Source organism: Rhizobium binae (genome assembly GCF_017357225.1).
Taxonomy (GTDB): domain Bacteria; phylum Pseudomonadota; class Alphaproteobacteria; order Rhizobiales; family Rhizobiaceae; genus Rhizobium; species Rhizobium binae.
Map to the genome: position 1 here is coordinate 46,626 of NZ_CP071609.1, position 12,719 is coordinate 59,344.

Below are 12,719 nucleotides of genomic sequence, written 5' to 3' on the forward strand. Positions count from 1 at the left end.
GTTGGACTTACTGAAGTATCCACTCGTTCCAACGCTCGACAAGCCGATCCTTATTTGGTTTTCCATCTGGTCCGGCGTCTGCGTACCACTTGGCATCCAGAGCGAAGCTGGTGGCAGCATAATCTGGATGCGACGCAAGCTTTCGCGCAACATTGTCAGGTATGGTTTTGTATGCATTCTTGTTGGTCGGAGCTTGCGCGATCAGTTCAGCGAAAGCCGCCTGCCTGTCTGCACGGCCAGTGATCTCGAGGAACCTTTGAGCGTTTTGCGCGTTCGGGCTGCCCTTCGGAATGCACCAATAGTCTGTCGTCAGCTTGGCCTGGTTCCGGTTGATCTCAATTGGGCCGCCCTCATCGATAAGGGACAGTGCCCGGCCGTCATAGGATTGCACAACGTCGGCAACATTGTCCCGCATAATCTGGAGGATCTCCGATCCGCCTGTCCACCACTTGCGAATGTGCGGCTTGATCTTGTCGAGACTCGCGAAAACTCGATCAATGTCCAGCGGATACAGTTTATCCATAGGAACGCCGTCGGCCAGCAGGGCCTCCTCCCAGGGGCCGGTTCCATATTCTCCGGTGAACAGAGACCGGACGCCAGGGAATTTTTCCACATCCCAGAACTCGGCCCATGACGTCGGACGCGATTTCCCTGCGGGGAACTTCTTCGTGTTCCACACCATGTTGAACGAATAGACGTAGGAGGCGAAACCGCTCGGTTGTTTTGCGAAGTCAGCGATAGCTTCCAAGTCGTCTTTTTGCCAACCGGAATAATCGATCGTCTCGAGGTATCCTTTCGCGCTTAGAGGATGCACGTGCGTTTGGCCCATATTAACGATATCGGTTGAAACGTTCTTGGTATCCACCATCATCGCGATCTGCGTCGATGTGAAATCCGCCAACACAGGTGTGACTTTGACGCCAGTCTCCTCCTCGAAAGGCTTTACATAAGCCTTCATCACCGCGTCGCCCCAATTGCCGCCGCTCATGTTGACTTTCAATTCGCCAGTGGACGCCGCCCGCGCGCGACCGGTTGCGGACGACAACGCTCCCACCGCTATGACGGATGATGTCGCCTGCATGAAGCGCCTGCGATTTATTAGAAAGCTCATTTTCGTTCTCCCTCTGTTGCTCCCCTTGCTCATTGACGCAAGCGGATTCCAATCGCCGAAGGCATCAGCGCCGCTACACAAGATCATGCCACTGACAACTCGCCCGCAGGAAACCTGCGCCTGCCTGGTGCCGTCGGCTGTGGTGCGTAGAAGCGGCCGGATCCTTCCCTTTCGACAACCGGCGTGGCGAGCACCCGGCGGCCTGATGCCAAACGTTGAGCGTCCGATTTCTTGTTGAAGCAGGCGCTTTATCAATGCCTAACGCAATACGGTGACAATTGCAACAAATGTTTTAAGTCTGATAATATGCATCAAGCGTATTATTGAATGGTCTCATCAGGACGTGTAATTGGCTTCAATTTGTCGCTGGTTTGACGGGCTGATTGGTGCTGGCTGCACGCAGAAATTGAGGGACGAAAATTGGCAAGAAGGCCTCTGATAGCTTTGTATGCGAGATAGACAGTCGCAGAGGCCGTCTGAATGCAGTTACTGCTTGACTGGATCAATTCGCATGCGCGTATATTCGGTTCTTCGGCGGCAAACTATTTTGTCGGCTTTCTGCGGGCCCATCTGCTTCGTCCGAACCGGCGCGGTTTGCCAGAGCTGCATTTCGGCCACTTACTTGACGAGGGTTCTTCTCGCTCACAACGGCAGACAAGCCTGCACCCGTCATCGCCATGCCGGCAGCATCAACGATGATATAGCCATCCTTCTGGCAACCGAGAGGCGCCCAAATCCGATCCTGAAGCAAGCGGGAGAACGGAAGACCAGTGACCCGCTCCATGACCCAAGTCATCACGTCAGTGTTGACGGTTTTGTAGGCAAACTCCGCTCCGCGTGTGCCCGCTTTCTCAACCGACTGAATATAGTTGCATAAGGTTACCGGCCCAGCATAGCCAACTGGCCGCGGCCGCCACCCGCTTGCTCGCGCGTAAGCCCAAATGCTCGCGCTATTAGCCGAATAGTCTTCTGAGTACGCCAACCCTGTCTGCATATCCATCACTTGGCGGAGTGTTGCATCCTTCCAGGCGGTTGCCCTCAATTCAGGCAGAAAGTGGACGATTGGCTTTGATCATCTAGCACACCCTCATGTATGAACGACCCTGCCAGCGTCCCTGCGTATGACTTTGTAATTGAATGATATGCATGTGGCAGGTGAGCCTTGGGCGCCCCAAAGTAGCGCTCATACACTGTGCGACCACGATGGATTACCAAGATACCGTCGGTGTAGGTGTCGTTCAGCGCATCGATAAAATTTCGACGTTGACCCGTGCTGTCGACAAAGGAAAGGGCGTCGATCTCTGTGGATCTATCATTATTGGGAGATGCGAAGGACTGACAGGTCCGCGCCAAATATTGGCCGTGGCTGTCAACACGCGCATGTGGGACAAGGACCAGCGAATCTCCGGGAAGTCGAGAAATCTATGGCTCTCAAACGTAATAAGCTGGTCTGCATCGGGCGGCGCGCCACGCGTCCAGCCAAGCTCGCGAGGACCTGACGCGCGTCCATCCGCGTAGAACCTTCCGGCAAATTCAGTCGTGCCTGTGACAGAAATCTCTCCCTGCAGCCGCATAGCGGCCTGCAAATCCTCTTTGTCCGTTGAAAATGTTGTCGCGGTGTGAAGCGCGTACGTGCCTGAACGTCCAGCAATGGCAGAACGTTAAATCTGAACGATCTCTCGTGGGAAGCTGCCGAACACTTCCACTCCATTCTCGGTAACACGGAAGGTCTCGCTGATTACATAGCCGAGGTCTTCGTCAATCCAGTTCCCAAGCATCAGATGAAAAGTCATGTTTGGTATCAGGACGGTCGGGTCACCAAGCTTCAAGCTCGCGGTCGGCTCTGTCCAATTAATTCCCATGGCATACCCGCAACGAGACTCCTTCTCGAAGCCGTGTTTACGAAGAGTTGTGGTGAACGCAGCGGCCACATCTCCACAGGTCGCGCCTGGTTTCACAGCATCAAGTGCAGCCTCCAACCCAGCTGCCTCGCCGTCGTGCAACTGCCGGAGGCGATCAGAGGGCTTACCGACAGAGAAGGTTCGCATAAGCGCTGAAGTGTAACCGTGACGCACCCCAGCAATCTCTAGGTTGACTTGAGAAGCATCCTGAAAGACGTCTTCGGTCCAAGAGAAATGACATGTCGACGTGCGAGGCGAGGCGCATAAGTGGAACGGGGCCACATCGGTCCCAACCTTGCCATCTGCCCCACGAATTAGCGCCGCAATAATTTCTGCGGACGCATGAGCTTCGCTAACGCCCGGTCGAATGACCTCCTTGGCGCGGTGCATCGCGGAGTCTGCGATTTTTGCCGCTTCGCGCATCGCGATGATCTCAAGGTCGGATTTGACACCTCTGATCCAATCGATCGCATTTCCGAAATCAACCAGTTTCGCCTCAGGCGCTCTCTTCCTGAACTTTTCGATTGTTGGGCCTTGCAGGAACCGTGCCTCGATTGCTACGCACCCCCTGCCATGACCACTATCGAGCAAAAGGTCGATCGCAGCGTCCCAGCCGTCTTTTTCGGGGTTTGCAATAAGATCCTCGGCATAGCCGACCACACGACTGCGATCGATAAACATTTGGTGGACGCCTGCCGGCGCGTCCATTCGACGCGTGATGAACGTTGGCTCTTCTTCTTGGAATGAGACTAGTAGAGCTTGCGGAACGTAGCCTGATTTTGAGGTATATCCTGTCAAATAGGTAATGTTCGCCGGTGATATGACCACAAGCAGATCAACCTCCCGTCGTCCCATTTCTGTCTTTACGGCGGACAGGCGCCGCAAATATTCGCTCCGCGGAAACGCCTGCGGCGCTTTGGGCATAGCCATAACATCAACTCCTCTGCCGTCATAAAAACTACTACGAGCTCGCCTCGCTCGCTGAGGTTGGGAGGGCCCGGGTGATCTGAGTCATCGATTCGCTCCGGTACCAAGAGTCACCGCGCCGAACACAGGAAGCGGCGCCGACGCAAATTCATTCGCGTATGAGGTTTAAGCAGTATTGGACCGCCAACTCCGTAGCGGGGATCACGATCTTGTCGGACGCACCGAAAGTCGGCGTATGCACCCCTGTATCGTTGCCTGGCTCCTGAGTGCCAATCCAAAAATAGATGGACGGCAGTAGGTCAGAATAATACCCGAAGTCATCGCTTCCCGAGCTTGCCGGTCGTTGGACGAACTTATCCTCGCCTGCCACTTTGATGACCGTTTCACGGAAGCGGTCGACCATGTCGGAGTCGTTGATGACCGGCGGCTCGCCTGCAAGCGATGAGAACCGAGCACGACCGCGATGCATAGACGCGGCCCCATCAGCAATCTCACCGACTCTCCGAACTAACAAAGTCCTGCGCTCAGAATTGCTTGTGCGGATTGTCCCCGTCAACGTGACCGATGGGCAGATAATGTTGGTCGCCTCGCCCCCATGGATGGTGCCGATGGTGATGATCGCGCCATCGTCTACAGGCATTTCCCGCGAAACCACCTTTTGGACCTCATTGATAAAGGCCGCTGCAATGGAAATCGCGTCAACGCCCGCATTCGGCTTTGCCCCGTGGGCCATAATTCCGATGAACTCCACCTCAAATTGGTCGGACGATTTAGTCACAGCGCCGGCACGCGCGCCATAGGACCCTGCTGGAATGTCAGTATGTACATGAAGCCCAACAGCCAAGTCGAAGCCATCAAGCAGTTTCGCCTCAGCGACGCTTCGCCCGCCAAGCGGTTCTGCCTCTTCCGCTGGCTGAAAAATGACACGCACTTTGCCCGAGAAGTTCTGTCGCATTCGGTGGAAAGCAAGGGCTGTACCTAAAGCGATGGATCCATGCACGTCATGGCCGCAAGCGTGCATCACACCTGGCACCTCGGATTTATACGGTAGGTCGTCCCGTTCTTCGTGGATTGGGAGCGCATCAATGTCACCCCGGAGCACAACCGAACGACCGGGGCCGGAAGCTGCGCCCTCGATATCAATATACACACCGGTATTATGAAAGGTGTTCGCGCCAGTCAGGCCGAACGCCTCCAGTGCTTCAATAATCCTTTTTTGGGTCTTCCACTCATTGTTCGACAGTTCTGGCTCGCGATGCATCGCGTGTCGTAGCTCCAGAACCGCATCGCACTCGGTTTCTGAGAGTAAGTTGTTGGTCAAAACGTTCATTTTAGTTCCTCGGTCTTCCGGGCGTGACTGACCCGCGAACCTATCAGCCTCGTGGCAGAACCCTCACCTATGCGGCTCCTGATTCATTTGATGCAATAGTTTGTGCTTTGCGTCAAGTGTTTTATGTCGCAGCGGACTGGCTCAGCCCTGCACGGCTCTCACTACGCCAAGCGACGAAAGGCCCCTGCGCCAACGATTTAGAATGTCACGCTTGGACGTAAGCGCGAATTTCTATGCGCCTTTTGAAGCGGAGTGCTCTGATGCATGAAGTGTCCACCAAAAACAGGTGGACACCAAATCATGGACGATGCTCCTAAACTGCAGGTGCGGCTTGTTGGCCGCGACGGTCGCCGTCGATATGACCCTTCCTCCCGAGATCAGCTTGTCGCAGCGTGTTTAGAGCCCGGCGTTTCGGTTTCGCGTCTAGCTCTGGAGCACGGCGTCAACGCCAATCTCGTTCGCAAATGGGTGAAGAGAGCCAAAGAAGATAGTGCATTGCCTGCGGTATCTACGTTCGTTCCGGTTCAGATAGCTACGGATATGCACTCGTCTTCTGCCAGCGGTCCACTGACGAAGGTGGAGCCGGTGGGCAAGCGATCTCATGCATCCAAGCTGAGCGCGGTGCTGCCGAACGGGGTCAGCCTGACGCTGGAATGCAGCGATGTCGATGGTCTGGCGGCAATCATAGGAGCGTTGAGCCATGTTCAGACTGGGCGCTGATCTGCAGGTCTACCTCCACCGGGAACCCATCGACTTCCGCGCGGGCATCAACAGCCTCGCGGTCCTTGTGCAAGAGGTGATGGAGCTGGACCCGTTTGCTCCATCGGTGTTTGCCTTCTGCAATCGCAGGCGTGACCGGGTGAAGCTCTTGTTCTTTGATCGGTCCGGGTTTGTTATGGTCCTGAAGAAGCTAACGGAAGACCGGTTCAGGTGGCCCCGTCGGGAAACTGCGGTGGTGACGCTGACGACAGAGCAACTCCACTGGATCCTCGACGGCATCGATATCGATGCGATGGTCCGCCATCCCGTGCGGCAGTATCAGATTGCTGGCTGAGGATGGCGAATTGAGATTGACGCGCAGGGGCGGTTCAGATTCAAGAATCTGATGACGCGCACCGGCGAACCGAGCATTGCAGAACTGATGGCGCAATTAGCAGCCAACGCTGCCGAAATCGCCGCGCTCAAAGCCGAGAAGGAAGCGCTCTCGCAGCGGGTCGTCAAGCTGGAAGAAGAACTGGCACTGGCAAAGCTCCATCGCTTTGCACCCCGCAGTGAGAAGCACATTGATCGTCTCTTCAACGAGGCCGAAGAGGCTGCGGTCGAAGGTGGTAGCGAGGAAGACGATGACGTCGAGCTTCCGGATACTGGCTTGCCTGCGGCCGAGGGCGTTACGGGCAAAAAGCGGGGACGCAGGCCTCTGCCGGCAGACCTGCCGCGCGAGCGTGTCGAATACGACCTTGCTGATGATCAGAAGGCTTGCCCGTGCTGCAAAAGCCAAATGCATCGAATGGGCGAAGCCGTTAGCGAGCAGCTCCATATCGAGATCAAGGCAAAGGTCCTGCAGAACGTACGGTTCAAATACGCCTGCCGGCACTGTGACCGTACAGGGATTAACACGCCTGTCGTAATCGCGCCCATGCCCACGCAACCCCTGCCGGGCAGCATCGCCACCGCGTCGACGCTCGCCTTTGCTCTCGTCCACAAATACGTAGATGGCACGCCGCTCTACCGCGTGGCTCAGACATTCGAGCGTGCTGGCGTTCCGATCAGCCGTGGCGCTCTTGCGCATTGGGTCATCGGCTCGAGCGAGAAGCATCTATACCGCATCTATGATGCTTTGAAGCTGCGGCTGAAATCGCAGTCTCTCATCCATGGCGATGAGACGACGGTTCAGGTGCTGAAGGAAAAGGACAAGGAAGCCACCAGCACGTCGTACATGTGGGCGTACCGCAGCAGCGAGAACAGTGACGAGCCGATCGTGCTTCTCGACTACCAGCCCGGCCGCGGTCAGATTTATCCGCAGACCTTCCTTGGTGACTACCGTGGCATACTCGTCACTGATGGCTACACTGCCTGGCGCACATTGAATGGCGCAACCCATGTCGGATGCATGGCTCACTCCAGGCGGCGCTTCGTTGATGCCCTCAAGGCGAGAAAGAATGGAGGCGGACCGCCGGAACAGGCACTCCGGTTCTTCGAACAGCTCTACCGGATCGAAAGGCAGGCGAGAGACAAGACCCCAGATCCAGGGGAGACAAAGGCCGATTGCATTCGCCGTTTCCGCCAGCAGCACAGCCTGCCTGTCCTGAACGCCCTAAAGACGTGGCTCGATAACATCGCGCCGAAGGTCGTACCGGATACCAAGCTCGGCGATGCTGTGTCCTACACCCTGAACCAATGGGATTATCTGACGCGCTACACCAGCGATGGCAGGATGCCGATCGATAACAACATTCTGGAACGCGAGATCAGAGTTTTTGCCACCGGAAGAAAATCGTGGCTGTTCAGCGATACCGCTGACGGAGCCAGGGCCAGCGCTGTGATTTACAGTCTGATGCTGACCTGCCGCGCCTGTGGCGTCGATCCGCTCTCTTGGCTGCGCCACGTCCTCACTGAGCTGCCTCAGCTTGACGAAGCCGACGACATCGGCGACCTGCTGCCCTTCAATTACTCCAAGACCACTGCGGCCTGATAAAGCTGGGTACTGCTACCCAGCTAAGCGCAAGTGTCCGTCAACTGCCGTCAATGCGCATTGAAAATCGCGCTTACGCTTGGACGTTGGGTAGGTGCGCAAGTGCCTATGGTTTTAGCTGGCAGAATAGATCGTGCGATCTAAAACCAGCGTCGCTGAAATTTACGCCTCCTGATCTTCACTGAATCGAATGAAGATCCCGCCTGAACATATCTCGCGCACGAGGTCCCGGCGCCTGCCACTTCACCAAACAGCCGAGCAGGAGGTCAGGCGCCATCAACCTGAAGAAGGACCACTCCTAGAAACATCTGCAACATATAATTAAATTGGTCGGAGATGACGCGGGCGCATCACTCAGGGCGTTTGCTCAGCCTCATCAATCCTCGCTATCAAGACAGTTTCCTCGCCATCCTCCGGCGTCAGACGCGGCTGGCTTGATCACACTGAATTAAAGCGCGCTGCCTGAGCTTGAGGGATCGGCTCCACTTTTGTACCGGTTGCTGTCGAGGCGCTCCACGATATTTACCATTCCCATGTGAATGTTCGGCTCGTAGTCAGTTGGTGCGACCGAGAAGCCTCGTGTCTCTAGGTGCAGACGCGCATCCGGCCAAAAGTCCACGTGCATTCGCAGCTTGCCGTCCTTCGGAAACACTCGGGGCTTCGCAAGCAAATCCGCCATGTCTTCCTTGAACCCAAGCCCAAGCTTCAGGAACAGCAGATAAGTCAGCGAACCAAGTATGCGTTCGCTTCCTGCCGATCCAATGGCCAACGTGGACCTACCGGACATCTCCAAAATCAATGGTGACATTTCCGTGACATCGTGTGTTTGCCCGGCAAAAAGGGAATTAGATTTCATCGCATAACTGTAGCCAAGCCCCGCACCCCACCACGACAGCTTCGAACCAAACCATGGGCCGATAGAAGTTGTAAACGAAAGGAAATCCTCGCCTGAAGCGATCGAAAAATGGTTTGTGTTAGCGTCATCAGTCCAACTGTCTGGTCCAGGAAAGTACGTCGATTGCAGTTCATTCCATAGCGCGTCGACGGGCGCATTCAGCAACCGGATAACGCGATCTGCAATTGCGGTGGCTTCCAACGAAATATCGACCTCAACGGAAGGATGGGCGACTTTGGGCTCAAGAGTGCCAACTGCGAATGGTATACGGTCGAGCAGAAGAATAGTGGATAGGACATAGGCCTCAATGGCTCGCGAAAATTCGCTGAGCACGCCGCGTCGGCGGAGTTCGACAGTCACGGCCGCGCCGAGCAAGGTCCACGTTCCCCACGTTTCGAGAGCTCCAGTCGTGAGGAGGCGCTGGGACTGTCCGTCGAGGTCGAGAATGCGCGGAGCGGGCTGCCGCACGGAGTTGTTGAGAGTTTCTTCGGGACGCCAAGGTCCAGGTTCCCTTGCCCGCAGACTGCGCCAGAAGTCATCCTCAATTTCAGATTCCGCTAAGACTTGGAGGAGGTCTGCGAGTTCCGGATTACGGATATGTTCGCGAGGTGCGTCGTTCCCATCCAAATAAATCGCCTTAAGGGACTCACTCAATCCGGCGCCCTCGCTTTCGAGAGCAACTTTCAAACCCTCGCTGGGAGCAAAGCCTTCTTGAGCCAGCACGATGGCGGGCGCCAGCAGTGCGCGGCTTGGAAGGCGCAAACGGCGGTTTTGCTTGAAGAAGAACCACGCAGCTATGTTCCCCGGAACAGGGACTGGCAGCGCTGACTTCGATACGCGCCGAAGCGCAGTTGGAGCGCTTAAACAGCCGATTTCGCCCGCGACGGAAAAGATGCCCTGCATGCGACCGAAAGGGCTACAGTTGGCAGGATCGGCGACCCAAGCGCAGGCAAGGGCGGCGAGATACATGTCGAAGACGCCCCCACCTTGTTGCCTTACGACGTTTGCTGCGGCCGTTGCCGATGACACCGGGGTAGCGATTCCGAAGTCTAAACTGCTGTGGACATGCAAAGGCGCTTCCGAGATCATGCGTAAGCGATGCAGAGACCCCATCTGGCGAGGTTGATGTTGAGGGTCTATTCGTGCCTGAGCGATGAATGAGCTTTGGTATGAACTTCTATGTCTGCACCTATGTCCGAAGCTAGAAGCTTCCATATGATCGAAGCCGTTGCCAGTCGTCTTGAAGGCGCGCCTCGTGAGGTTCGGCGTTGGTCAGACGAATTCAAGGCGCAAGCGGTTGTCGAAGCGATGCAGCCGGGCACCAACATATCGGCGGTGGCGCGTCGCATCGGAATTGATCCGTCGCAGTTATTCACGTGGCTTCGCCATGCGCGCCGGAAAGCTGCGGTATTACCCACGACGGCATCGGGGAATGGTTTGCCTTCACCGGCAAGCAGCAGAGGTCCGACGATCGAGATCATCATCGGCGACACGGTGATCCGGGCGGGTGCCGACATCGATGAGGCTCATCTTGCTCGTGTCCTGCGTGCGGTGCGGTCAGCATGATCCCGTCGGGTGTGAAGGTGTTTCTGGCAAGCCACCCGGTCGACTTCCGTAAAGGTCCCGATAGCCTTTTGTCGCTGGTGCGCGATGCTGGCAATGACCCGTTCAGTGGCTCGCTTTATGTTTTCCGCGCCAAGAGAGCGGACAGGGTCAAGATCGCCTGGTGGGACGGCTCCGGCGTCTGCCTCTATTCGAAGCGGCTGGAGAAAAATCAGTTCGTTTGGCCGAAGATCGGACATGCCCGCGTGCAGCTCAATCACGCGCAGCTCCTTGCCCTGGTTGACGGGATGGACTGGAAACGTGTGCGCACGGTTGCGGTGAAACGGCCGGAATTTGTTGGGTAAAAGCCCTGCGGCAGAGTGAATCAGGCGGCCGAAACTGCGGGAAATTGTCGGCAAAATATGCTCTATTTGCAGGCATGATAGCAGCCGATTTGCAGCTCCCCGATGACGTTGATGCGCTGAAAGCCATGATCCTGGCGATGGCTGAAAAGGCTGCGCGCGCTGAGGTCCTGGAAACTGAAGTCGCTGATCTGAAAGCCCGCAATACAGATGCCGACGAGCAGATCGCCAAGCTGAAGCAGGTCCTCAAAGCCTTCAACCGATACCGGTATGGAAGACGCTCGGAAAAGCAGAGCAACAAGGCCGACACGGATCTCGATGAACAGGGTGCGTTCGTCTTCGAGGAAATCGAGACTGGGATTGCTGTAATCGAAGCGCTGGTCGCAAAAGGCCGAACCCCAAGCACCACGAAACGTGCATCACGTCCGCGCAAGGGCTTCCCGCCGCATCTGGAGCGTATCCATGTGGTAATCGAGCCGGACGAGCTGCCTGAGCATGCCGGCAAACAGAAGATCCTGATTGGTGAAGATACCTCCGAGCGATTGGATGTTATCCCGCCAAAGTTCCGGGTGATCGTCACCCACCGCCCGAAGTACGCCTTCAAAAACGAGGACGGCGTCATCCAGGCCTTGGCCCCGGCGCACATCGTCGAAAGCGGCATGCCAACGGAAGCGCTGCTCGCCTTTGTCGCGGTCTCCAAATACGGCGATGGTTTGCCGCTCTATCGGCAGGAGGCGATCTTCCTGCGCGACCATGTCGAAGTCGACCGTGGTGCCATGGCGCGATGGATGGGTAAGGTCGGGTTCGAACTTGAGATCCTCGCCGACTACACCTTTGATCGGATCAAAGAAGCCGAGCGAATATTCGCCGACGAGACGACATTGCCGACGCTTGTGCCTGGGTCGGGGTCGGCCAAGACAGCGTATCTATGGGCGTATGCCAGAGATGATCGACCGTTCGGCGGCAGTGGCCCGCCGATGGTTGCCTATCGATTTGAAGACAATAGGTCTGGAGATTGTGTCGCCCGGCATCTCGATGGCTATCGTGGCATCCTGCAGATCGACGGATACGCGGCCTATAACCGCGTTGCCCGTCCCGATCGCGGAAATGACGGCGCTCTGCTGGCGGGATGTTGGGCTCATAGTCGGCGTCGGTTTTACGAGCTACATGCCAACGACGGTTCCAAGGTGGCAACAGCGACGATCGAAAAGATGGGCGCGCTCTGGGCGATCGAGGAAAAGGTGCGTGGACAAAGCCCGGATCGGCGCGTTGCCGCCCGCCAGGAGAGCTCCGCTGAAATCGTTGCCGATCTCTACAAGCTCTGGCGGGACACGCTGCCGCGCATCTCTGGCAAGTCCAAGCTCGCTGAGGCCATCCGCTACGCTCTCAATCGGCGCGAAACCTTCGAACAGTTCCTCCGCGATGGACGCATCGAAATCGACTCCAACATCGTTGAACGGGCGATCAGGCCACAGGCAATTGTTCGAAAAAATAGTCTATTCGCCGGCAATGCTGGCGGAGGTAGGACCTGGGCGACGATTGCAACCCTCATTCAATGCGCCAAGATGAATGACGTCGACCCACTGGCCTGGTTGACACAGACGCTCGAGCGCATCGCAGCCGGATGGCCGGCCAGCGATATTGAGGCTCTAATGCCCTGGAAATTCCAAAAGTAACGGCCTCTGTTCACCGCTTACGATCATGCGGTTCTCCTGAGTTGAAGGTCACCTCCGTGCATTGCCCGCCCGAAGATGGTTCCATCCAGCGGTGGCTTCTATTGGGGTTTTAAAAAATTCGCAACAATTGTTTGACGAAAATTCTCGTGACGCATTCGTTTCGCAAATTGAGCACTCTTCACGCTTCCGCGGATCTTGGAAAAGCTGCTTCGCCAGGGCTCCAACGCCGACCGGAGGCTAGATCTTTATGAACGGAGAGGATGTGACTACGCTCCGGTCTCAA

11 protein-coding genes are annotated in these 12,719 nt (G+C 56.4%); 6 read left to right on the forward strand and 5 right to left on the reverse strand.

All coding sequences use genetic code 11. The features are described 5' to 3' along the window. Positions 1-7 precede the first annotated feature (7 nt). From J2J99_RS30855 to J2J99_RS30870, 4 genes are all read right to left on the reverse strand, one after another. Positions 8-1,111, reverse strand: a complete 1,104-nt coding sequence (locus J2J99_RS30855) for an ABC transporter substrate-binding protein (protein ID WP_168297240.1) — start codon at positions 1,109-1,111, stop codon at positions 8-10. A gap of 502 nt (positions 1,112-1,613) precedes the next feature. Next, a complete protein-coding gene (locus tag J2J99_RS34340) occupies positions 1,614-2,153 on the reverse strand; it encodes a serine hydrolase (protein ID WP_259668755.1) in 540 nt (179 codons plus the stop codon). Positions 2,154-2,772: 619 nt separating this feature from the next. Next, entirely contained in the window at positions 2,773-3,942 is a 1,170-nt protein-coding gene (locus J2J99_RS30865) for a M24 family metallopeptidase (RefSeq protein ID WP_168297241.1), read from the reverse strand. Positions 3,943-4,087: 145 nt separating this feature from the next. After that, on the reverse strand, positions 4,088-5,269 hold the full coding sequence (locus J2J99_RS30870; RefSeq protein ID WP_168297242.1) for a M20 family metallopeptidase: 1,182 nt from the start codon (positions 5,267-5,269) through the stop codon (positions 4,088-4,090). Positions 5,270-5,569: 300 nt separating this feature from the next. On the opposite strand from J2J99_RS30870, the gene tnpA reads away from it, so the two are divergent. From tnpA to tnpC (J2J99_RS30885), 3 genes are read left to right on the forward strand one after another with little or no spacing between them, the layout of a single operon-like run. Next, positions 5,570-5,989, forward strand: a complete 420-nt coding sequence (gene tnpA / locus J2J99_RS30875; RefSeq protein ID WP_205919397.1) for an IS66-like element accessory protein TnpA — start codon at positions 5,570-5,572, stop codon at positions 5,987-5,989. After that, on the forward strand, positions 5,970-6,323 hold the full coding sequence (tnpB, locus tag J2J99_RS30880) for an IS66 family insertion sequence element accessory protein TnpB (protein WP_168302461.1): 354 nt from the start codon (positions 5,970-5,972) through the stop codon (positions 6,321-6,323). The genes tnpA and tnpB (J2J99_RS30880) overlap by 20 nt, the downstream gene beginning before the upstream one ends. 51 nt (positions 6,324-6,374) lie before the next feature. After that, positions 6,375-7,961: an IS66 family transposase gene (tnpC, locus tag J2J99_RS30885; protein ID WP_207600943.1), complete on the forward strand. Its 1,587-nt coding sequence runs from the start codon at positions 6,375-6,377 to the stop codon at positions 7,959-7,961. Between the two features lie 448 nt (positions 7,962-8,409). Here the strand turns inward: tnpC (J2J99_RS30885) and J2J99_RS30890 are convergent, their stop codons facing one another. After that, positions 8,410-9,825, reverse strand: coding sequence for a gamma-glutamyltransferase (locus tag J2J99_RS30890; protein WP_246763175.1), 1,416 nt, complete (start codon positions 9,823-9,825; stop codon positions 8,410-8,412). A gap of 246 nt (positions 9,826-10,071) precedes the next feature. On the opposite strand from J2J99_RS30890, the gene J2J99_RS30895 reads away from it, so the two are divergent. From J2J99_RS30895 to tnpC (J2J99_RS30905), 3 genes are all read left to right on the forward strand, one after another. Continuing rightward, positions 10,072-10,422 carry a transposase gene (locus J2J99_RS30895; RefSeq protein ID WP_246735488.1) on the forward strand — a complete coding sequence of 117 codons (351 nt, stop codon included), beginning with the start codon at positions 10,072-10,074 and terminating at the stop codon, positions 10,420-10,422. After that, positions 10,419-10,763, forward strand: coding sequence for an IS66 family insertion sequence element accessory protein TnpB (gene tnpB, locus J2J99_RS30900; protein ID WP_168302450.1), 345 nt, complete (start codon positions 10,419-10,421; stop codon positions 10,761-10,763). Before J2J99_RS30895 ends, tnpB (J2J99_RS30900) begins: the two co-directional genes overlap by 4 nt. Before the next feature lie 74 nt (positions 10,764-10,837). After that, positions 10,838-12,436 (forward strand): IS66 family transposase, encoded by a 1,599-nt coding sequence (gene tnpC, locus J2J99_RS30905; RefSeq protein ID WP_168302449.1) that lies wholly within the window; start codon positions 10,838-10,840, stop codon positions 12,434-12,436. Positions 12,437-12,719: the final 283 nt, after the last annotated feature.